Origin of the sequence: Pedobacter sp. N36a (genome assembly GCF_014472395.1) — a bacterium.
Classification (GTDB): domain Bacteria; phylum Bacteroidota; class Bacteroidia; order Sphingobacteriales; family Sphingobacteriaceae; genus Pedobacter.
This window is the reverse complement of record NZ_JACSZW010000004.1, coordinates 96,509-118,406: the sequence shown is the minus strand read 5'-3', so window position 1 is coordinate 118,406 and position 21,898 is coordinate 96,509. Positions and strand designations below refer to the sequence as shown.

Here is a 21,898-nt window from a genome sequence, read left to right as displayed (position 1 = left end):
ATTTTTTTTTTGCTCAAAAAAGAAAATTGCTAAACGGGCTCAAAATCATATTTTTGGGCTTAACTAAATTCTCAATGAACCTTACTTACCTGCTGTTGGCATTGGGCATGCTGCTGATTCCCATCCTGCTGCTCTTCGTTAAAAAAACCAGTCTGAACCAAACCATAAAATTTGCCATTCCTGCAGTGGTGATCACAGGATTGCTCTTTTCCTTTTTCACCACATTATTCGTGATTTTTGGCGCATGGGTGTTTAATCCTACTTATTTATCGGGAATTTCTCTTTGGCTGATTCCAGCAGAAGAAACGCTTTTTTATATGACCAGCTGCCTGGCAGGTATCGCTATTTATCAGGCATTAAATGTATTTTTTCCGGAAAATTCTTTGGATAAATTCAGCCTTTCGATGAGTAACCTGATGCTGGGGATTTGCATCGCCATGCTCTTTTTTGCGCACCTGAAATGGTACAGTACTGTCACGTTTGGCTTTCTCTTCGTATTGATCCTTTACATAGAATATGTCAATAAACTGCGATTTAGTTATTGGTTTTACCGGGCCTATCTATTGAGTTTAATGCTCTTTTATATCGCTTACGGCGTGATTTCCCTGCTTCCAGTGATCTCCTATAAAGACACGCTGGATTTAAGTGTTGGTTATATCCCTTTTGAAAGTCACTTTTATTTTATGGGCATGCTGCTATTGAGTATTTATCTTTTTGAACGGTTTAAAAGCAGCGCTACAAGCTAATGAAATTAACACTGTACAGTAAACAGCAGCTGGCTTTACGCAATGGACAGGATAAACCGGAGATCTGGGTGGCCTATAAAGGAGTCATTTACGAGGTCACTGATAGTCGATTATGGAGAAACGGGAAGCATTATGAACATTGGGCAGGTCAGGACCTTACCGAGGAACTCGCCGATGCACCGCATACTGAAACTGTCTTTGAGAAATTTATAGCAGTAGGGAAATTGAAAGTATAATAAAAGGAGTGCTGATTCAGCACTCCTTTTATTTTAACCTGCAAAATTCCGATTTAAGGCTATTTAGCAGGCTGATGATAGATTTCTCAATTAAGCATCAATCGTAAATGAACTCAATTTCACAAATTCCTGAATACGGGCTGCTACTTCTTCATCTGTTAAGTTCAAGATTTTTTCTGTTCCGAATTTCTCTACGCAGAAAGAAGCTAAAGCAGAACCATAGATGATGGCATTCTTCATGTTGTTGAAGTTTACCGTTCCTACTTTTGCCAGGTAGCCAATAAAACCACCAGCGAAAGTATCACCAGCTCCTGTTGGATCAAACACTTCTGCTAATGGCAATGCCGGTGCAGAGAATATTTTATCTTCATGGAATAACAATGCACCGTGTTCACCTTTTTTAATGATCAAGTATTTTGGACCCATTGTTAAGATTTTCTTCGCAGCTTTCACCAATGAGTATTCTCCTGACAACTGACGGGCTTCTTCATCATTGATCGTCAATACATCTACCAGTTTGATGGTTTGTAATAGGTCGTCCATCATGATGTCCATCCAGAAGTTCATCGTATCCAAAACGATCAGCTTTGGTCTGTTTTTTAATCTTTCTATCACCGTACGCTGGATCACTGGGGTTAGGTTACCGAGCATCAGGTATTCGCAATCCTGGTAATTCTCAGGTATGATCGGGTCGAAATCTGCTAAAACATTCAGCTCAGTGACTAATGTGTCTCTGCTGTTCATGTCATTGTGGTATTTTCCTGACCAGAAGAAAGATTTTTCTCCTTCTTTTATTTGTAATCCTTCGGTATCAATTCCGTGTGTATTAAATGCATCAATGTCTTCTTTATGGAAGTCATCACCAACAACAGCGACGATTTTCACCTTATCATAAAAGTAAGATGCAGCTAAACTTGCGTAAGTAGCGGCTCCACCGACTATCTTATCTGTTTTTCCGAAGGGAGTTTCAATAGCATCAAATGCCACAGTCCCTATGATTATCAGGCTCATAGATATTTTCTTAAAATTATTTTAAAATATTTCGTTACAAATATTGCATAAATAAATTAAAACCCCTAATATTGCATTCCCAAAACGAACGAAACTTAATGTTGTTTTAAGACTTCAAAAAGCCGTTTATCTTGGTAGCCAGTACTCCTTCTTAGCTCAGCTGGTTAGAGCATCTGACTGTTAATCAGAGGGTCGCTGGTTCGAGCCCAGCAGAGGGAGCAAAATTTGAAAGCCTTTCAGTGAAAACTGAAAGGCTTTTTTGTTTTTCAGAAAAAATTCTATATTTGATCATTAGAAAAATTAATGTTCTCAGAAAATCAAGTAGTTGTAAAAACAAAAATGCTGACAGCAGCCTAAAGCTGCACTCCTTGCACGGCACAATATTCTCCCATAACACATTGTTGGTGATACTTTACTATTGAGCAATTCATCCTGCGCTCCGGAACAAGTATGTGAATTGATCAGTAATCTCCATCAGAAAGATATTGGTACAGAAGAATGGACCGTTTCAGCAGAAATGAATGATTTCGATTTACTCAGACGCTGAGCACCCAATAGTTTAAACGAAAATGAAAAATATAATCTTAAAGAATGGCAAATAAATTAGACAAAATAGTCATCGTAGACCTAGAAGCAACTTGCTGGAATACGGGACAGCCCAAAGGAATGGAAAGTGATATTATTGAGGTTGGTGTATGTCTCCTGGACATTCGTACAGGCGAAATCTCTGAAAATAGAGGGATATTAGTGATACCTGAGCGGTCTGAGATTAGTACATTTTGTACCGAGCTGACCACAATTACTCCGAAAATGATTGAAAAGGAAGGGATAACATTTAAGGAAGCCTGCCGTATTTTGCAGAATCAATATTTGTCGCAGGGAAGACCTTGGGCAAGCTTTGGCGCCTACGATCAGAAGCAATTTATGAAGCAATGTACCGCCATGGGTATTGGATACCCTTTTGGTCCCTCTCATATCAATGTGAAGACACTCTTTGCATTAAAAAAGAAGTTGTCTCATGAAAAAGGAATGTCGGCTGCACTGAACTTACTCAAGATTCCTCTGGAGGGAACCCATCACCGCGGCGTTGATGATGCAAATAATATCGCCAAAATACTACACTGGATTTTAAGTTAAACCCATCCTTACTTATCAAGAAATCAGTTTTAATTATGGATTTGCCGTTAATTTGCATCTTCTTATTAAATTATGAAATATAGCCTCTTCCTTTTTATCGCTTTCCTCTTCCATTTCTCTGCATTCGGACAAGCCAAAAAAATTCAGCCACTACATCAGTTTATGCAGGCAAACGCAGATTCCACCTTGGTTTTAGAGTTTACCAGCAGTTGGCTTCATTTCCCGGCGTATTACCTGCTCAGTAGAAAAGACAATATCATCAGCTGCTATACCTATGAATTAACTGAAAAACCTGGTGCTTTTGGACCTACGCCAGCAAAGATCTCTGAGGCGATGTTTAAGCTGCAAATGAAAATACTTTCCGAACCAATGGATGTCAATTACTATTTTAGGAGTTACCTGGGAAGGCTTGCAGAACGAAAGGAGTTCTGGAATCAGATATCCTCGCTTCAGCCATGGCAGCTAAAAGATGATGCTATGGAAGGCGATCGTTGTCCGGCAGCTCCCCATACCAAAGCTGAGCGCGGTGCTCCGGTGGTTTATGATGGAGCTGGGATACAACTCTACCTGATCACAAAAGCGGAAATCAAAATACTTGATTTTGATGCGCCTCAATTTTATGAAGAAAGTTGTCCGGGAAGACCAAGCAGAATTGCAATCAACAAAATGGCTACCTTATTTAAAGCTCATTTCTTACCGGAAACAACTAAACGCTGATGATGTGCATTGGTGGCTTCGATGATTCATCCTGGTGATTTACGCTATCCTGAGCAGCTTTATCTGCGCTCATCCCCAAAATCACGACAGTCCTGTACTTTATCTTTTTTATTGTGATTAATTCCGTTGATTTACTGTAGGGCACAATAGAGGGATTTATAAAAGTGATGGCCGTTCTGCAGAAAATCCAGCCATTAACTATGGTACAGGTGGATTGTTAATCGGTAAAAATTACTTGTTAACGACTTCCTGGAATGCGCCAAAAGAAGCTTTTACAACTCCCGGTGAATTTTTTGACCAAAAAAGTGTAGATGATGGGCCATTATTTGGATTCCATCGCATGAATGCTTTTACAGGGATGAAACCAATGCCAAGCCTGCATTTTCACGATGTGGAGAAGAATGCGGATGTGGAAAAGGACCTGAAAAGATACCGCGCACATTTATCCGTACTTTTTTTTCCGGAGGTTACTGCAGAGACTGAATCTCAAATTCATTCATTTTAGAACGAAGTGCCCGACTTGTAAAGGCCCATTTCCACCGCGAAATGGGCCTTTTCTTAGTGATAGGTTAAAATTTAATTATTTCTTTATTTGGCACCCTTTTAATGGTAACTTAGGATAACAGATAATTCCTTATGTCGAATATTAAACTGATTATTGAAGAGAGAGCAAGTAATATTGGCAATTTTATGGTCGGTAGATTGTTGCCATTCCGGGAAAAAAGAATGGTAGGCCCATTTGCTTTTATTGACCACATGGGGCCTGTTTGCTTAAGTGATCATGAAAACCTTGACGTTCCTCCACATCCACATATCGGTCTTTCTACGCTGACCTATCTTTTTGAAGGCAGTATTATGCATAAAGACAGTCTGGCAAATGAAATAGAGATTAAACCCGGACAAGTTAACTGGATGACCGCCGGAAAAGGAATTGTACATTCTGAGCGTACGCCTGCATACCTGCGTCATTCTGATAAAATGCTTCATGGATTGCAAATTTGGGTGGCTTTACCCAAAGATCTAGAGCAGATAGAACCTGAATTTTTCCATGTAGATGCTGAAGATATTCCAGTATGGGAACAGGATGGTGTCTCTTTTAAACTGATTGCTGGTGCTGCTTTTGGCAAGGAGTCTCCGGTACCTGTTTACAGTCCGCTCTACTTCCTGGAATTGAAAACAAAAACGCGTAAAACAGTTAAAATCGGCGATGACTTATTTGGAGAAAGTGGCTTGTACATCTTAGAAGGAGCCATTGAAAGTGAAGGATTTACTTACGAGCCGAAACAGCTGCTGGTAGCAAACGATACTAAGCTCTGTGAATTTGTGATGCTGGAAAATACGACGGTCTATATTTTTGGTGGTAATCCTTTTCCAGAAGAGCGTTTCATCTATTGGAATTTTGTAGCTACCGCTAAAGAAATTATTGAACAAGCTAAAAATAAATGGCTGGAGCAGTCTTTTGAAAGGGTGCCTGGAGAAACAGATTTTGTGCCTTTGCCGGAACAGGGAGGGACTATAAAAAATTAGATTTAAATTTATTCTTATGAAAATTGAACATCTAAACGAAAATAAGGGTGGCTATTTTAAAGCCCTGAATGAAGGGAAGACCGCGGCAATTATGAATTATGCCTGGGCTGGCCCAGGAAAAATTGTCATCGAACATACAGAGGTCAAGCCTGATTACTCCGGACAAGGTTTAGGAAAGGATTTAGTATTCGCAGCCGTAGACTATGCCCGGCTGCAGAAAGTGAAGATTCTTCCACTGTGTCCATTTGCCAAAAGTATCTTCAATAAAAATGAATCACTGAATGATGTGCTTTTTTAAAAGTTGAACCGGCAACCCTCGCAATGGTGCCGGCTCCCCCTAATTAATGTTGATGATTTTAATAGCTGAAGCTTCGCTGTATTAATGGTTAAAGCGTTCATGAAAGGCGCGATCCAATTCCTCTCTGTGCATGGGATGCGCAAGGCTGATCAAAGCCTTTGCTCTTTGCTTCAGGCTCATTCCAAACAAGTTTACCTTGCCATATTCTGTCACAATCCAGTGTACATGTCCTCTGGTCGTCACTACACCAGCTCCTTGTTTTAAGAAAGGGACAATTCTGGAAATGCCTTTTGAAGTGATCGAAGGCAGCGCAATAATCGGCTTTCCACCTTCAGAAAGAGAGGCACCATGGATGAAATCCATTTGTCCGCCAATCCCGGAGTACTGATAAGTACCCATCGAATCTGCGCAGATTTGACCGGTTAAGTCTAGCTCAATCGCTGAATTTATGGCGGTTACTTTAGGGTTTTTTCTAATGATACTGGTATCATTCGCATAAGAAATATCCATCACGCGAATAATAGGGTTGTCATTTACAAAATCATATAATTTTCTGGTGCCGATCATAAAAGAGGTGATGGATTTGCCGCGGTTTATCTTTTTAAGGCTATTATTGATCACCCCGCTCTGAATCAATGGAATTACGCCATCGGAAAGCATCTCTGTGTGTAAGCCCAGGTTTTTATGACCGGTTAGGTTTTTCAATACCTGATCCGGAATACCGCCAATTCCCAGCTGGAGGGTAGCGCCATCTTCTACCAGAGAGGCGATATGTGCACCGATGGTAATCGTTGCTTCACTGGTTTTTGCAGAATAATCTACCTCCGGTAATTCCTGTTCAAAATAAACCAGGGAGTTGATGGCAGAGATGTGCACAAAACCATCTCCATGTGTTCTCGGCATTTTCGGATTTACCTGAGCAATGATGTGTTTTGCAGTATCTACCGCTGCTCTGGCAATGTCTACAGAAGTTCCCAAGGAGCAGTAGCCATGGGCATCCGGCTCTGAAACCTGAATCAGGGCTACATCAATAGGTAAAAATCCTTCTTTAAACAGTTTTGGAATCTGACTTAGAAAAATGGGAATGTAATCTCCATTCCTGCTATTGGCTACCGCCCTGGTATTTGCCGATACGAATAAGGAATTAAAGAAAAAGCTTTCGCGATAAGGACTTTGGTTGAAATCAACATCTCCAAGTGTAGTGATGCTGGTGATTTCTACATTTTTAAGTTCCTGATGTCTTTTTTGAAGTGTTTTAATCAGGTGGACCGGTGTAGCGGCACTGCCATGAATAAATACGCGATCACCTGATTTAATCGCTTGCAGGGCTTGTTCTGCGGTAGTATAGTTTGGAACATTCATAGATTTTGATACTGCTTTAAGGAAATTTGGAGTTCAACTCCTTACCTAACAAAATGATAAGGATTTTGTGCTAAATCTCTTTATAAATCCCCGTAAAGCAGGTGATCTAAATCATAGAAATAACTGACTATCGTCAGCTATGCTCCCGCTTGATCCTGGAGCTCTTTTTGGAGTATTTTTGAAGTTTTACCATTTCCGTCATGGCTCCATCCTGGTGGATTAAAAAGGTATTTCAGTTTATTCTTCCATCCCGGTGCTTTTTTAACATCATCTGAAAGGGCAATCAGTTCATGAAAAATGATATTTACTGCGCCCTGGCCTTCTGGTTGCGCGGTTAAGCCATAGTGAATCTCCTCTTCCGGCATTTCTTCCTGAAAAGTTCCAAACCAGCGGTCCCACAAAATCAGCACCATGCCCATGTTTTTATCCAAGTAACGAACGTTACTGGCATGGTGAACCCGGTGATGTGAGGGCGTCACAAAGATATATTCGATCCATGGATGAAGTTTTCTGATCGCCTGTGTATGTACCAGGTTGCCATAGATCTGAGTAATCAGGTAGGCGAAAAGTATGTCAAAGGCATTGAAGCCCATAAAAGCCAATGGCAAATAGAAAAATACGCGGTATAAAGGTTCAAATACGGTAGACCTGAAGCCGGTAGTCAGGTTGAAAAATTCCGAAGAGTGGTGGGTCACATGCATGGCCCAGAAAAGGCGTACATAATGGCCTGTAGTATGCAGCAACCAATAAAGCAGATCCTGCGCCAGGATCAATACGATCCAATACAGCCATACATTAGAAATTTCAAACAGGCGATAATGCTCATAACAATAATCCAGCAGGAAGAAAGTGGCAGTTTTCATGGTCAGGTTAACGATAAACGCCACTGCCATCAGGTACACATTGGTTAAAGTATCACGTCCATGATACACTTTTTTATCATGGACGTAACTAAAGTACATTTCTACTAGAGTAAAGATTATAACAAACCCAAAGAGGGCAACAATACTCAGGTTTTTGTCTACTAATTCATTCATCTTATGGAATCACTAACGTTCTTTTTTCTGTGGTATGTGCACTGAAAAAGCCGAGTGCGCCACCTGTTAAATTGCTCAGTGGATTGGCAGGGGCAGCTCCATTATCAGAGCCTTCCGCAGCGGATAGACTGAAAAGATAAAGGTAAACAGAAGGATCAATACTGTGCATTTCAAGGGCTAATTTGTCTCCTTTTTTAAAGTGCCTTGACAAATCATCGGTTCTGTTTTCAAAAATGACAGGCGTAGTTACTTCCTGACCAGGAGTGAATTGATCGTTCATCAGGCTGTAATTCCTTTGTCGTCTACCATTGTGAAACAGCTCAAACCAGTAAAAGTTTGTGACGTTTGCCGGATCTTTATATTTCACATAAGTAGTCACTTTTAAACTGTCAAAATCTTTAGCTTTCAGGTAAAAATCATCGAAAGGAACCACTAAAGGCATGGTGCTAGTTGCTTTGAAAGTTTCACCTTCTACCAAAACCGTCAAATGGTACGTCTGACCAGGAATCCCGATCAACGTCGATAATTTATAGACCCCCGGACTGTCTTCCAGCAGGGTATAAGCCGTACCATTGTTCTCAATTTTCACTACAGCTCCACTCAGTCCGCTAAAAGGATTGGTATCCTTAAAGTTTCTGGTTTTGCTTAGCAATACGGTGCAAGAGCCGGGTTCATTGGTAATGCTGCCTTCAATCACGTATTTTACTTCATTATCCTTGTATTTTAAGTCGATTACCTTTTCACAGGAACCGAATAATATAGGGAAAAGCAGGAGTAAGTAAGCTATATTTTTCATGTGGGTATTTTTGTAGGGTCTTTAAAATTTGAAATCGTAAGAAATGGAAGGAACAAACCTAAATAAACTGGTTTTTACAGCTTCTGTCACATTTGGCTGATTTTCATTCTCACCGAAGCCGATTTTGTAAGCATTTGCACGGCCATAGGCATTGTATAAGCTAAAGCTCAGCTCAGAAGAGAAGTTTTTTCTCTTTTTCAGGATATGGGTGGCGCCAACATCCAGTCGGTGGTAAGCAGGCATACGGTCTGCATTTCTCTCGGAGTAATAAAAATAACTTTCTCCAAGTAAGGTGTATTTCGCATTCGGGAAGGTCACAGCATTTCCGGTGGCAAATACCCAGTTGGCAGAGAAGGACCATTTCTTGTTTAGCTCATATAATGCGACAATAGAAATGTCGTGCGTGCGGTCTTGTCGGGTATTGTACCAGTCATTGTTGTTGATGCCGTCCACCTGTCTTTCCGAATTGGAAAGGGTATAGGCCAGCCAGCCGGTTAGTTTTCCCGTTTTCTTTTTCAACAGCCATTCTACACCATAAGCACGTCCTTTTCCGAAAAGCAATTGCGTTTCTATTGGTTTATTGGTGTAAATATCTGCTCCATTTCGGTAGTCAATCTGGTTTTTTAAGTCTTTGTAATAAGTTTCTATCGTTAGCTCATAACGGTCTCCGTTCAAGTTTTTATAGTACCCTAAAGACACTTGATCGCTGAGTTCTGGCTTAATGATGTTCGTACTGGCCGTCCAGCGATCTACAGGCGATGCAGAGTTGGAGTTCGAAATCAAGTGTAAATTCTGGGCATTACGTACATAAGAAGCTTTAATGGCCGCAGATTCAGACAGCTGGAAGGAGGCGGCAATTCTAGGTTCTAGATTCACATAAGTTTTCACCACTTCTCCACTTTTGTAGGTGGTTTCTGAAGTCACCTGACCCGCAGTATTGATATCATAGTAAGTGCCTTTACCCAGGATGCTGAACGCCGATAAACGCAATCCATAAGTTAAGCTCACACCATCAGAAACTTTCCAGGAATTGCTGGCATAAATCGCGTTTTCTAAAGAGTAGCGGTTTTCCAGGTCTTGAGAAACCATGCCTGAATTACCTTCTGCACGTACTTCTCCTGGTTTAATCGTATGGAAAATAGAGTTTAAACCAAAGCTTAGTGTATTGTTCCCATTGATATACCATTGCAGGTCTTCTTTGAAATTCCAGTCTCTGATTTGAGAAAACAGGGATAAAGAACTTTCATCTTCTTCCGCGTTGATTTTATAGTTGTAATTGCTGAAAATCAGGGAAGTATTAGAGAATAGTTTGCTGTTGAACAAGTGATTCCAGCGCACAGTAGCTGTGGCATTTCCCCAGTTAATCCCGGCCAGCTGATCGGCAGCTAGAACATCTCTTCCAAAATAACCCGATACAAAGATCCTGTCTTTCTCCCCGAGAATATAATTCGCCTTTGCATTTATATCATAAAAATAAAGGCTACTGCGGTTGATTGTGGAGTCATTTGAAAGTTTCAAGAAAGCATCCAGATAAGTTCTGCGGGCAGAAACGAGGAAGGAAGATTTTTCTTTTTGTATCGGTCCTTCTACATTTAATCTGGCAGCAATCATTCCGACACCACCGCTAACACCGAATTTCTGAAGATTTCCATCGTTCATCTTTACATCCATTACAGATGATAATCCTCCACCATATTGTGCTGGCATACCACTTTTATAAAGTGTTACATTTTTAATGGCGTCTGAATTGAAGGTAGAAAAGAAGCCTAAAAGGTGAGAAGCGCCATATACCGGTGCTTCATCCAGCAGGATCATATTTTGATCCGCACTGCCTCCGCGGACAAAAAATCCTCCAGAGCCTTCTCCTGATGATTTTACACCTGGTAAAAGCTGCAGGGTTTTGATCACATCACGTTCTCCAAGTACCATTGGGATGTTCTTTGTTTCAGTCAGGTTAATGCGTTCCATCCCCATCTGAGGGTTTTCAATATTTCTCCTTGCGGAAGTAGCGGTGATGCTCACTGTTTCCAGTTCATTGGCGTCTTCTTCTAAAAGAATATTCAGACGCATAGGACTATTCAGCTCAATGGTTTTCGTCTGGCTGCGGAAGCCAATGGCCGAAACTTCTATTTGCTGTGTTCCTTTTGGCAGGCTGATGGAGTAAAAGCCATATTCATTACTTAAGGTTGCCACTTTGGTTCCAGCTAATCTTATGGTAGCTGCAATGAGTGTTTCTCCTGTTTTAGAAGAAGAGATCGTACCACTTAAACTGTACTTGTCTGCGCTCTTTGCCGGATTTGCCGCCGGATCGGCCATCGGCTTTTTTGCTTTCGTCGCGTCATATTGCAGGTGAATCTCCTGATCCAGGGCATTAAATTTAAACGGCTGACCAGTCAGGGCTATCGTCAGTACCTGATTTATTGTCTTATTTCTAGCCTCTACCGAGATCTTTACCTTACTATTGGCAACTTGCTCATTGTAAGTGAATTTTACCTGTGTCAGTTTACTGATCTTGTCTAAAGCGGTTTTTAAAGGTTCTTCTTTAAGACTGATGCTCAATCGCTTTTCCAATGGCGCTTGTGCATGAGCCTGCATTTGTATTAGGAGTAGGAATAATAACATCAAGGCAACAACTGCCAGGAACCCTTTAGGTCCATATTTTTTCATAACTTTATATTAAATGTTGATTTTATTTGCCCTTAAGTTCTCAAGGCTCGGGCATTTGAAATTGATTGAGGTACTTGTCCGGTCTTCTTTTCTAGAAGCCGGACATTTATTTTGTGATTACATATTGCCCTCCATCTTTTTCCCAATTCGTTTCCATGACCGTACAAAGCTTTTTCAAGGTCTGTACCAGGTCTGTGTTCATATTTAAATGACCATAGAAATGGTGGTTTTGTAATTCCGGAGCGAGGATGATCTGTACTTTATACTGCATTTCCAGGTCCTCAGCCACTTCAGAAAGCGGCGTTCCTTTATAATCGAAGCGTCCAATTCGCCTGTTCAGGAAATCTTTCGCATCCGGGAAGTTTTCCGTACTCATTTTTTCTTTTTTCTTATTCACAGATACACGCTGATTGGCGGTAATGATCGCTTCTGTAGTTTTTCCATTTGCATCAAAAGAGACGGCTACTTTTCCGGTTACCAAGGTCACATTTACATCTTCCTGCTCGGCATATGCCGAAAAGTTGAAACTTGTACCCAGTACGCGGGTGCTGACTTTTCCTGATTTGATGAGGAAAGGATGCTCGCTGTCATGAGCGACTTCAAAAAAGGCTTCACCATCCAGGCTGACCAAACGCTGTGCTCCTTCAAAAGCAGCGGGATAGGTTAATTTACTATGTGGACTCAGCCATACTTTTGTGCCATCTGGAAGCTGTATTTGTCGGCGGCTACTGGTTACACTGGCTATTTCCATTTTTGCTCCAGCTCCAATACTTTGCTGCAATTCAGATCGGTAAAAGTAAATTCCGAAAAATAGGAGCAGTATTGCTGCAATTGCAGCTGCATACCTGAACATTGGATATAATTTTCGCGGAGCAGAAGCTTTAGTCATTGCTGCGGTTTTCTGCAGGTTTTCCTGAGGCAGGAAATAAGGAATTAGACCAGTTTCCGGTGCCATTGGGGTTTGATCCCAGGTTCCAGACAATAGATTTTGGAGCTGGTCCTCCTCTTTTCCTTTTTGGATAAGGGTAAAAAAACGATTCAGTTCACCCGCAGTACAGCGGTTGCTTAAATACAGTTGATATAGACGGGCTAACTCTTCTTTTTCTTCCATGACTACTTACTATACAACTGTAAGCGCAGGTAGGACTAGTTGGAATGAAAATAATTTGAAGAAGCAAGAATAAAACAGATGATACCGCCATTTTTACGGACATAGTCTCGCACAAATTTGCTGGCTTCCACCATGTGGTTTTTTACGGTGTTCTTGGAAATACTCAGTTTTATGGCAATTTCTTCATGGCTCAATTCTTCTGTACGCACCATTTGATAGATGAGTTTCTTCTGCACAGGTAGCTGTGCAATGGCCTCTTCATATACCTTTCTCAGCTCTTTCTCGAGCAATTTATCTTCCGCCCGACTGGTATTTCCAGTAATGTGTAGGAATACTTCTTCCTGTAAAGCCTTTTCACGGGCAATCTTTTTCAGGTGATTCAGCACATGGTTTAACGTGATTTTTTTAATGTAGCCCTGAAAAGAGAAATCTGTATTGATTTGTGCGCGTTTTTGCCAGATTCTGATAAATACTTCTTGAACAATCTCCTCGGCAGTATCAGCTGATTTACTCAGCTGATACGCATAATTATACACTTTATTTCGATACTGATTGTAGATTCTTACAAATGCGAGCTCATCTCCCTCCTTCAATTTAGTGAGTAGTTTCTTGTCCTCCAGTTGCTCCGATCTTTGTATCCCCATAAATATCCGGCTCAATGTTATAAAAAATAAACAAGAAAACAGAAGGGAGATCCTTAATCGCTGTTTACCTGCCGGTCAGATCTACTATGAATTCATCGAATAATCTAGCTTCATGGTCGTTATTTTCAGCGTTTTTGCCAGAAAGGGTATAGTATTCACCTTTGATGGTAAATTTAAAAGGTGTTTTTTCAATGGCAATTTTCAGGAAACCATGCTTGTTGTCGCAATAGTTTTCCAATGCCACCTGATCTAGTAATTCGTTCTCCGTCTGGTAATCTTGTTCCTCCGGATCCGCTAAGGCATGAAGTTCGTCGAAACCACCAGCACCTGCCACCACAAAAGGAAGGATTTTTCCATCCGGATATTGCTTGGTAAAGCGCTGGTAGTTGTGCACATGTCCGCTGAAGATTAAGTCGGGCTTTACACCCGTTGCTTCAAAAGAAGCTTCCAGAAATTCTACCATTGGCATGCTGGAGCCATGATTTACATCCGCCGAATAAGGCGCATGGTGCATACATACAATAATGGCTTTTTCCGAACTGTATTTAGCCGCATGTTTCAGTTCTTTTATAAACCAATCCTGCTGCTCTTTTTTAATGCAGCCAAACTTAGGTACATTGGTGTGGAGGCCGATAATGGTGGCCAATGGGCTTTCCATCGTCCAATATACATTGGGTTGCACCTGGCTTTTTCTGCTGATGCCAGATCCGAAATGAAGCGTAGCAGGACAGGTATTGCAAAATGCAGTGTAAAAGGCTTCAAGAGGCTCGTAACGCTCGCTTGAGTTGGGATTTACATCCGTATCGTGGTTTCCGGCAATCGCATATATCGGGCCTGGATAGCTTTCATAAGGTTTCAAAAACTGGTCTTCATACTGATCTGCTTCTCCATAATGGTAAACAAGGTCTCCCAAATGGTATAAAAATGCAGGGCGTTCTTCTGGACATACCGCTTGCAGGTACTGCTGGGCCATTTGGCCGGCGATCTGTTTTTGCAGGTCAGGCTGTTTAAATCCACCGGTGTCGCCCACCATGTGGAACACCATTGCCTGTGGACTAGGATTATCCGATTTTGCCTCCAGAGTTAAGCGGTAAGGATAGCTTCCTGTTGGTGATGGCAATGGCTGGAAAGTGTGACTGTCATCTACCGGATTTTTTTTAAAAACTGCTTTATAAAGAATCTTTGTACTGATCATCGTCCTATATTTTTGATTTACTATGAAGTTATGGGGCTCATGTTAACTGAGCATTAAGGATTAAATATTTAACGTAAATTTAAACGGGAGGTCATATCAGGGGCTATATTTCTATCAATTGATGACATTGCGATGTTAAAAATCAAATGGCTCTGACATACTGTTGTCACAAGCTCCTTTAAATTTGCAGCATCAATCATTAACGCATTAAAAATTTGAAAATGGAAAACGTAACATTAGCCCCCTTTTTTGTGGTGGGTATTTCAGTGAGAACCAGTAATGATCCCGGTAAAGCAGCTATTGATATTCCAGCATTATGGGCTAGGTTTATTGGCGAAAATATTGGGGCAAAAATTGCGAATAAACTTCGCGATGAAGTATATAGCATTTATACAGACTACGAAGGCGATTATAGCCAGCCTTATACCACGGTAATCGGTTATGCAGTTCAAGATCTGGATGAAGTTCCTGAAGGAATGCGTGGAGTAACCATTACAGGCGGTGCTTATCAAAAATATGCGCTGAAAGGCAATATGCAGGAGGGATTGGTTTTTAATGCTTGGCTAGACATTTGGAAATCAGGAATATCACGTGCTTATACCACAGATTTCGAGGTCTACGGTGCTAAGGCACAAAATCCTGAAGTGGCAGAAGTTGATATTTTTATCGCGTTGAGCTAATTTCATCAAGCTAACCACCGATTCCATATCTTTTGTTAAATTTGATACATACCTATATTATTTTTATATGATAAATATCAAAAAATCGATTGGAATCCAAGTGGTTGCAGGGTCTATGCTGCTGCTTTCTGCCTGCAGCAGCTCCGATAAAAGCAAGGAATTGCATTCCGGAATCGTTCTTAAAAACATGGATACTACTGTTGCTCCTGGTAACAATTTCATGGAATACGTCAATGGCACCTGGATTAAAAACACCAAGATTCCTGCTGATAAATCTTCTTATGGGGCCGGTGCTATTGTGAATGATAAAGCTCAGGAAGATGTGAAAGCTATCATCGAGAATGCGGCTAAAGACAAGGCTTCAGAAGGATCTGATCAGCAAAAGATCGGTGATTTTTATGAGTCTTATATGAACATGAAAGTGCGTGATTCTATTGGATTAGCGCCAATGCAAGCGGAATTTAAAAAGATTGACGGCATTGCTTCCAATAAAGACCTTTCTGCTTATTTCGCTTATGCGAACAAAATCGGTAACTATATTCCTTTTAGTGTAGGGATCATTGAAGATTTTAAAGATCCTAAAAAATATATGCTTTACACCTGGCAAGGCGGTTTAGGATTACCAGAAAGAGAGTATTACCTGCTTCAGGATGCCAAGTCAAAAGAAACACGTGCTAAATATGTACTGCACATCGAAAAGATGTTAGGACTTGCAGGTGTTCCCGATGGAAAAGCAAAAGCAGCTCAGATCATGGCATTAGAGACTTTATTGGCTTCTAAACACATGAAAAAAGAGGAAACCAGAAACATGGCTGGGCTTTATAATAAGTATGCCATCCAAGATCTGGGTAAATTGACTCCTGATTTTGACTGGACAACTTTATTGACGGAAGCTGGTGTGAAAGGTCAGGACAGTTTGGTGATCACGCAGGTAGCTTATACAAAAGACCTGAATACGATCTTTAAAAACACCCCTTTAGATACCTGGAAAACGTATTTGAAATGGAGTGCGTTGACAGGAGCAGGTTCTGCGCTGACCACTGCAATTGACGAAGAGAACTTCGATTTCTATGCAAAAACACTCTATGGTGTAAAAGAACAAAAACCAAGATGGCGCAGAGCTGTAGATGTGGTGAACGGCAGCCTTGGCGAAATGGTAGGTAAATTATATGTAGAGAAGCATTTCCCGCCTGCAGCAAAAGAACGTATGCTGAAGCTTGTAGATAATTTGTTGAAATCTTATGAAACCAGCATTAAAGAATTAGACTGGATGAGTCCAGAGACTAAAAAACAAGCTTTAGTGAAAATCAGTAAATTCACTCCGAAAATCGGATACCCTGATAAATGGAGAAATTATTCTTCTTTGAAAGTAGTGAAACATGATCTTTACGGAAATGAGAAACGTGCTGCTGAGTTTGAATACAACCGTAACCTGAACAAATTAGGTAAACCGGTAGATCGTTCAGAGTGGGGTATGACGCCACAAACGGTGAATGCTTATTACAACCCGACATTAAACGAAATCGTATTCCCCGCAGCAATCTTACAGCCTCCTTTCTTTGATATGGACGCTGAAGATGCGGTAAATTATGGTGGTATTGGTGCGGTAATCGGACACGAAGTAGGGCATGGTTTTGATGATCAAGGCAGTACTTTTGACGGAGATGGCGTGATGCGCAACTGGTGGACTCCAAAAGATAACGAAGAATTTAAAAAGAGAACTCAGGCGCTGATTGCACAATACAGTGCATTTCAGGTGTTCCCAGACCTGAAAGTGAATGGTGCGTTTACTTTGGGGGAGAACATCGGTGACCTTGGTGGTTTAAGTATCGCTTTAAAAGCTTACAAAGCTAGCTTAAATGGTAAACCAGCACCAGTAATGGATGGTTTCACAGGTGAACAAAGGGTATTTATCGGTTGGGGTCAGGTTTGGCTGAACAAATCAAATAATGAATCTTTAAGAAATCAGGTCGGTACAGACCCGCATTCTCCTGCTAAATTCAGAGTGAATGGTGTGGTAAGAAATATCCCGGACTGGTATACCGCGTTTAAGGTAACTGCGAAAGATTCTTTATACCTGGCACCGGAAAAACGTGTTAAAATCTGGTAAGCTAAATTGAAAATTTGGTCAGCTGGAAATAGAATATCAACAAAGAAGCCGATGCTGTACAGCATCGGCTTCTTTGTTTAAAATATGATTTGTTTAATGCTTTCCGGGATCTAGCTGCTGATATAGCTTTCGAGCTGAGAAATCGTTTGTTTTTGATCTTCTATGATAAATTTCACCACATCACCAATAGAGACCATGCCCATTAATTCCCCCCCCTGAATCACCGGTAAATGTCGGATGTGTTTATCGGTCATCGTTTGCATACAATGGTCCAGGCTATCTCCTGTGGACACTGTAATTGGTGAAGCTGTCATGACTTCATGGATTGGCGTATCTACAGAGGTTTTTCCTTGAAGAATAATCTTTCGGGCATAATCCCTTTCCGTAAAAATTCCTAATAATTTACGCTCCTCCATAATGAGCAGCGCGCTGATATTTTTCTCCATCATTAACTGAAGCCCATCTAACACCGATGCATCGGTGGAAATGGAAAAAATTTCAGATGATTTAGTGCTGAGTAATTGTTTTACGGTTTTCATAACGCATTAGTAATTAGCTAATTAAATTTAACGAAATAAATGCTAATTTCCAATAGGTCTCGCCGAAATATTTATTTACCGCATCATTGGCAAAATTTCTTCCACATAGGTACGTTCATTTGCCAATCGCGGAACCTTATGCTGTCCACCTAATTTGCCTTTAGACTTTAACCAGTTGTAAAAGGTGTTATAAGGCGCGTTGTGGACTTTCGGTCTGCGGAGTGCCATGTCTTTAAAACGCTTGGCATCATAGTCGGAATTGACTTCACGAAGTGTGGCATCCAAAATATCGACAAATCTTTCAAAATTATTTGGCTGCTGATCGAATTCTATGATCCATTCATGGCCTCCAACCTCTTCTCCTTTAAAATAAATAGGGCAGGCGGTATAATCCTTAAAGACCGCACCGGTTTCGGTACAAGCCTTACAAATGGCCTGTTCTGCATTGTCGATGATGACCTCTTCGCCAAAAGCATTGATGAAATGTTTAGTCCTTCCGGTAATTTTAATGCGGTAAGGAGATAGACTGGTAAATTGCACCGTATCACCAATCATATATCGCCAAAGGCCGCCGTTGGTAGAGATGATGATGGCGTAATTCTTATTGAGCTGTACCTGATCTAAGGATAAGGTATCTGGGTTTTCGGAATCCAGCAGTTCAATCGGTAAAAATTCATAGTAAATGCCGTAATCCAGCATCAGCAGCAGCTCGTCGGAATTTACTTCATCCTGAATCCCGAAGAATCCTTCCGATGCATTATAAGTTTCCAGATAATACATCTCATTACTAGGAATCAATTCTTTGAATTGTTCTCTGTAAGGTTTAAAATTTACCGCACCGTGGATGTAAAGTTCCAGGTTTGGCCATACTTCCAGCAGGTTTTTCTTACCAGTAATTTCCAATACCTTTTTCGCTAAAACGAGCGTCCAGGTAGGTACACCGGCGATATTGGTGACATTTTCTTTGATGGTAGCCTCTGCCATCTTTTCCATTTTTTCCTCATAGTTGTCCATCAGGGCAATGGAAATGTTTGGCGTCCGGTAATATTCGGCCCACATGGGTAGATTTTTGATCAGTACGGCCGATAAATCACCATAAAAGGAATCTTCATTGAGCTGATTGATCTGGTGACTGCCACCCAATACCAATCCTTTTCCTGTTAAAATCTGATTGTCCGGGCGGTTGTTGCAAAAGATTGATAATAAATCTTTTCCACCTTTGAAATGGCACTCCTGTAATGACTCTTCGGATACCGGAATGAACTTACTCCGGTCGCTGGTAGTGCCTGAAGACTTGGCAAACCACTTAATTTCTGTAGGCCAAAGGATATTTTGCTCGCCTTTGAGCATCCTTTCTATGTATGGTTTTAAGGTATCGTAGTTTTGTATGGGTACCCTTTGCTTAAACTGTCTGGGGGATAGAATAGAGCGGTACTCATATTTGGTTCCCCATTCTGTATCAGCAGCACTGGAAATCAGTTTCTGAAACCATTCCTCCTGTACATCATGCGGATATTTCATGAAAAGCTCAATCTGATGGACGCGCTTTTTCATATACCAGGTAAAAATTGAATTTACTATAGCCATGTGTGGGGGTAAATAAAGGGTTATAATTTTTTAGTACGGAGCACGAAGTTTGAACCTAGATATACACGTCTTACCATTTCATTGGCAGCGAGTACTTCTGGTGTTCCGGATTCTAATATTTTACCTTCAAATAGTAAATAGGCCCTATCGGTGATGGAAAGTGTTTCCTGCACGTTATGGTCGGTAATTAAGATACCTATATTTTTCTGTTTTAATTTATGAACGATGCCTTGAATTTCTTCAACGGCAATGGGATCGACCCCTGCAAATGGCTCATCGAGCAGGATAAAATTCGGACTTGCGGCTAATGCCCTTGCAATTTCCGTTCTACGACGCTCTCCACCGGAAAGTAAATCGCCCCGGTTTTTACGTACTTTATGTAAGCTGAATTCATTGATGAGCTCATCTAGTTTTTCATGACGTTCTTCTTTACCCATTTTAGTCATCTCCAGGATGGCCATAATGTTATCTTCTACAGATAGTTTTCGGAAAACAGAAGCTTCCTGAGCCAGATAACCGATCCCTTTCTGTGCCCTTTTGTACATGGCATCAGAAGTGATGTCTTCGTCATCTAAAAAAATAGTGCCTTCGTTAGGTTTGATCAAACCTACAATCATATAAAATGAGGTGGTTTTTCCCGCTCCGTTAGGCCCAAGTAAACCCACAATTTCTCCCTGGCTCACAGAAAATGAAACGTCATTTACAACGGTTCTCTGTTTGTACTTTTTGATTAGATTCTCAGCTCTTAATATCATTTATATCTTAATCTCAAATGTTTATATGGTACGAATGATCGCTAATTAATTTTTATTCCTTTGATATTTAACTGCAAACGTCGCTGGTCTCTCCAAATGTTTTCTTCAATAGTATAACAAATAGAAAAAGGTTTGTTTGATTGCAACAGGCCTTCGTATTCTGCCAGTCCAAATCCGATGCTTTCAAAAATAACTGAATTTTGTTGTTTTATACTCAATTTTAAATGTTTTGTCGCAACAACCTGTGGCTTTGCCGCCAAACTCAGTCCATGGCTCACAAAAACAGGCGCTGGATTGTGTGGTCCGAAGGGGGCCATTTGTGAAATAATGCGTTGAAACTTACCATCAATTTGTGTAAACTGAAGTTCAGTATCAATCTTGATTTTCGGCGACAGCATATCTTCAGTAATGCTGGAAGATACAATTTGTTCAAATCGATCGGCAAAAGCATCAATATTTTCCGGCCTCATTGTGAGGCCCGCCGCAAACTTATGTCCGCCAAATTGAATCAGTAAATCCTGACATCCCAATAAGGCTTCATAAAGGTCGAATCCCGGTACGGACCTTGCCGATCCGGTCAATAGACCATTCGATAAAGTAAGAACGATGGTTGGGCGGAAATATTTTTCCGTCAGGCGCGAGGCCACAATCCCAATCACCCCTTTGTTCCAGCTTTCATGGAAAATTACTGTGGTTTTTTTATGAATTAAAATATCACAGTCGGCAATTCTTGCGAGTGCTTCAGTAGTAATCGTATGGTCGGTTGTTTTACGATCTGTATTTTGAAGGTTGATAAATTCACTTTGTTCCAGTGCCAGATCGTCTTCTTTGCAAAGCAGCATTTTTACGGCTTGGTTGGCATGGTCCATTCTGCCGGCAGCATTAATTCTTGGTGCCAGAGAAAATATCACGTCAGTCAAGGTATAATCTTTATTTTTTCCGGAGATTTTCATCAATGCCCGCAATCCCATGGAAGGATTGGTATTCAATTTAACCAGGCCATGATAAGCCAATATCCGGTTTTCATCTTCAATAGGAACGATGTCTGCACCGATGCTCACCATCACCAGATCCAGGTATTGTTCATAACCTGCTTTCGGCAATTGGTGCTGGATACTATAAGCCTGTGCCAGTTTAAAACCAATACCGCAGCCGGCAAGTTCTTTAAATGGGTAGGGACAATCCAGACGTTTAGGGTCTAAAACGGCGATGGCTGCGGGTAATTCATCACCCGGTAAATGGTGGTCACAAATGATAAAATCTACGCCTAAGCTATTGGCATAATCGATTTTATCTACAGATTTAATCCCGCAATCCAGGGCGATGATCAGGGTAATTCCCTGCTGTTTCGCATAATCAATACCCTGTGTGGAGATTCCATAGCCTTCCTTATGGCGGTCGGGAATGTAATATTCAATATTTCCTGTAAACTGGCTGAAGAAGCTGTAGGTCAACGCTACAGAAGTGGTGCCATCGACGTCATAATCGCCATAAATCATGATTTTCTCTTGATTGCTTAGGGCAAGGTCGATCCTGCTGATGGCCTTGTCCATGTCTTTCATTAGGAAAGGATCATGTAATTTGGTCATATCCGGCCGGAAATAATCCTTTGCAGCATCAAAAGAAGCGATGCCTCTTTGTACTAAAACTTCGGCCAAACTCTGATCTATATTTAGTTGCTGTGCAAGTGTGTCTATGGTTTCAAAATCATCATTTACTGCCTGCACCCATATTTTTTCCATT

At 41.0% G+C, this 21,898-nt stretch carries 22 protein-coding genes and 1 tRNA gene; 11 read left to right on the top strand and 12 right to left on the bottom strand.

What is annotated here, in order from left to right:
* Nucleotides 1-74 precede the first annotated feature (74 nt).
* Both H9X96_RS09435 and H9X96_RS09430 read left to right on the top strand, forming a co-directional pair.
* On the top strand, nucleotides 75-746 hold the full coding sequence (locus H9X96_RS09435; protein ID WP_187666046.1) for a lycopene cyclase domain-containing protein: 672 nt from the start codon (nucleotides 75-77) through the stop codon (nucleotides 744-746).
* Nucleotides 746-982, top strand: a complete 237-nt coding sequence (locus H9X96_RS09430; protein WP_187666045.1) for a cytochrome b5 domain-containing protein — start codon at nucleotides 746-748, stop codon at nucleotides 980-982. Before H9X96_RS09435 ends, H9X96_RS09430 begins: the two co-directional genes overlap by 1 nt.
* 90 nt (nucleotides 983-1,072) lie before the next feature.
* Here H9X96_RS09430 and H9X96_RS09425 read toward each other — a convergent pair whose 3' ends face one another.
* Nucleotides 1,073-1,993 (bottom strand): PfkB family carbohydrate kinase, encoded by a 921-nt coding sequence (locus tag H9X96_RS09425; RefSeq protein ID WP_187666044.1) that lies wholly within the window; start codon nucleotides 1,991-1,993, stop codon nucleotides 1,073-1,075.
* 145 nt (nucleotides 1,994-2,138) lie between these two features.
* Here H9X96_RS09425 and H9X96_RS09420 point away from each other — a divergent pair.
* From H9X96_RS09420 to H9X96_RS09395, 7 genes are all read left to right on the top strand, one after another.
* Nucleotides 2,139-2,212 (top strand) — tRNA-Asn (locus tag H9X96_RS09420).
* 199 nt (nucleotides 2,213-2,411) lie between these two features.
* Complete coding sequence (locus H9X96_RS22890) at nucleotides 2,412-2,540, top strand: hypothetical protein (RefSeq protein ID WP_255431066.1); 129 nt, start codon at nucleotides 2,412-2,414, stop codon at nucleotides 2,538-2,540.
* A 44-nt stretch (nucleotides 2,541-2,584) separates the two neighbouring features.
* On the top strand, nucleotides 2,585-3,130 hold the full coding sequence (locus tag H9X96_RS09415) for a 3'-5' exonuclease (RefSeq protein WP_187666043.1): 546 nt from the start codon (nucleotides 2,585-2,587) through the stop codon (nucleotides 3,128-3,130).
* Nucleotides 3,131-3,202: 72 nt separating this feature from the next.
* Nucleotides 3,203-3,847, top strand: coding sequence for a hypothetical protein (locus H9X96_RS09410; protein ID WP_187666042.1), 645 nt, complete (start codon nucleotides 3,203-3,205; stop codon nucleotides 3,845-3,847).
* A 154-nt stretch (nucleotides 3,848-4,001) separates the two neighbouring features.
* The gene (locus tag H9X96_RS09405) at nucleotides 4,002-4,352 is read left to right on the top strand and encodes an NAD(P)H-dependent oxidoreductase (RefSeq protein WP_187666322.1); all 351 of its coding nucleotides are present in this window, start codon (nucleotides 4,002-4,004) and stop codon (nucleotides 4,350-4,352) included.
* Between the two features lie 131 nt (nucleotides 4,353-4,483).
* Entirely contained in the window at nucleotides 4,484-5,374 is an 891-nt protein-coding gene (locus H9X96_RS09400) for a pirin family protein (RefSeq protein WP_187666041.1), read from the top strand.
* A 16-nt stretch (nucleotides 5,375-5,390) separates the two neighbouring features.
* The gene (locus tag H9X96_RS09395; protein WP_187666040.1) at nucleotides 5,391-5,672 is read left to right on the top strand and encodes a GNAT family N-acetyltransferase; all 282 of its coding nucleotides are present in this window, start codon (nucleotides 5,391-5,393) and stop codon (nucleotides 5,670-5,672) included.
* Nucleotides 5,673-5,753: 81 nt separating this feature from the next.
* Here the strand turns inward: H9X96_RS09395 and H9X96_RS09390 are convergent, their stop codons facing one another.
* The 7 genes from H9X96_RS09390 to H9X96_RS09360 all read right to left on the bottom strand — a co-directional run bounded on the left by H9X96_RS09390 (nucleotide 5,754) and on the right by H9X96_RS09360 (nucleotide 14,484).
* Entirely contained in the window at nucleotides 5,754-7,034 is a 1,281-nt protein-coding gene (locus H9X96_RS09390) for an acetyl-CoA hydrolase/transferase family protein (protein WP_187666039.1), read from the bottom strand.
* A 137-nt stretch (nucleotides 7,035-7,171) separates the two neighbouring features.
* Complete coding sequence (locus H9X96_RS09385; protein WP_255431065.1) at nucleotides 7,172-7,996, bottom strand: sterol desaturase family protein; 825 nt, start codon at nucleotides 7,994-7,996, stop codon at nucleotides 7,172-7,174.
* Between the two features lie 76 nt (nucleotides 7,997-8,072).
* Entirely contained in the window at nucleotides 8,073-8,867 is a 795-nt protein-coding gene (locus H9X96_RS09380) for a DUF4249 domain-containing protein (RefSeq protein WP_187666037.1), read from the bottom strand.
* 21 nt (nucleotides 8,868-8,888) lie between these two features.
* A complete protein-coding gene (locus tag H9X96_RS09375; protein ID WP_187666036.1) occupies nucleotides 8,889-11,534 on the bottom strand; it encodes a TonB-dependent receptor in 2,646 nt (881 codons plus the stop codon).
* Between the two features lie 106 nt (nucleotides 11,535-11,640).
* A complete protein-coding gene (locus H9X96_RS09370; protein WP_187666035.1) occupies nucleotides 11,641-12,645 on the bottom strand; it encodes a FecR family protein in 1,005 nt (334 codons plus the stop codon).
* 35 nt (nucleotides 12,646-12,680) lie between these two features.
* Nucleotides 12,681-13,289, bottom strand: coding sequence for an RNA polymerase sigma factor (locus H9X96_RS09365; protein WP_187666034.1), 609 nt, complete (start codon nucleotides 13,287-13,289; stop codon nucleotides 12,681-12,683).
* A gap of 64 nt (nucleotides 13,290-13,353) precedes the next feature.
* Complete coding sequence (locus H9X96_RS09360; RefSeq protein ID WP_187666033.1) at nucleotides 13,354-14,484, bottom strand: metallophosphoesterase; 1,131 nt, start codon at nucleotides 14,482-14,484, stop codon at nucleotides 13,354-13,356.
* Between the two features lie 221 nt (nucleotides 14,485-14,705).
* Between H9X96_RS09360 and H9X96_RS09355 the strand changes: the two genes are divergently transcribed.
* Together H9X96_RS09355 and H9X96_RS09350 are read left to right on the top strand one after the other, a co-directional pair.
* Entirely contained in the window at nucleotides 14,706-15,164 is a 459-nt protein-coding gene (locus H9X96_RS09355) for a GyrI-like domain-containing protein (RefSeq protein ID WP_187666032.1), read from the top strand.
* Between the two features lie 67 nt (nucleotides 15,165-15,231).
* Nucleotides 15,232-17,274, top strand: a complete 2,043-nt coding sequence (locus H9X96_RS09350) for a M13 family metallopeptidase (RefSeq protein ID WP_187666031.1) — start codon at nucleotides 15,232-15,234, stop codon at nucleotides 17,272-17,274.
* A 110-nt stretch (nucleotides 17,275-17,384) separates the two neighbouring features.
* Here the strand turns inward: H9X96_RS09350 and H9X96_RS09345 are convergent, their stop codons facing one another.
* From H9X96_RS09345 to recJ, 4 genes are all read right to left on the bottom strand, one after another.
* A complete protein-coding gene (locus H9X96_RS09345) occupies nucleotides 17,385-17,813 on the bottom strand; it encodes a CBS domain-containing protein (RefSeq protein ID WP_187666030.1) in 429 nt (142 codons plus the stop codon).
* A 75-nt stretch (nucleotides 17,814-17,888) separates the two neighbouring features.
* Nucleotides 17,889-19,400 carry a GH3 auxin-responsive promoter family protein gene (locus tag H9X96_RS09340; protein WP_187666029.1) on the bottom strand — a complete coding sequence of 504 codons (1,512 nt, stop codon included), beginning with the start codon at nucleotides 19,398-19,400 and terminating at the stop codon, nucleotides 17,889-17,891.
* 20 nt (nucleotides 19,401-19,420) lie between these two features.
* Nucleotides 19,421-20,155: an LPS export ABC transporter ATP-binding protein gene (gene lptB / locus H9X96_RS09335; protein ID WP_062546839.1), complete on the bottom strand. Its 735-nt coding sequence runs from the start codon at nucleotides 20,153-20,155 to the stop codon at nucleotides 19,421-19,423.
* A gap of 41 nt (nucleotides 20,156-20,196) precedes the next feature.
* Nucleotides 20,197-21,897: a single-stranded-DNA-specific exonuclease RecJ gene (gene recJ, locus H9X96_RS09330; protein WP_187666028.1), complete on the bottom strand. Its 1,701-nt coding sequence runs from the start codon at nucleotides 21,895-21,897 to the stop codon at nucleotides 20,197-20,199.
* Between the last annotated feature and the right edge of the window lies 1 nt (nucleotide 21,898).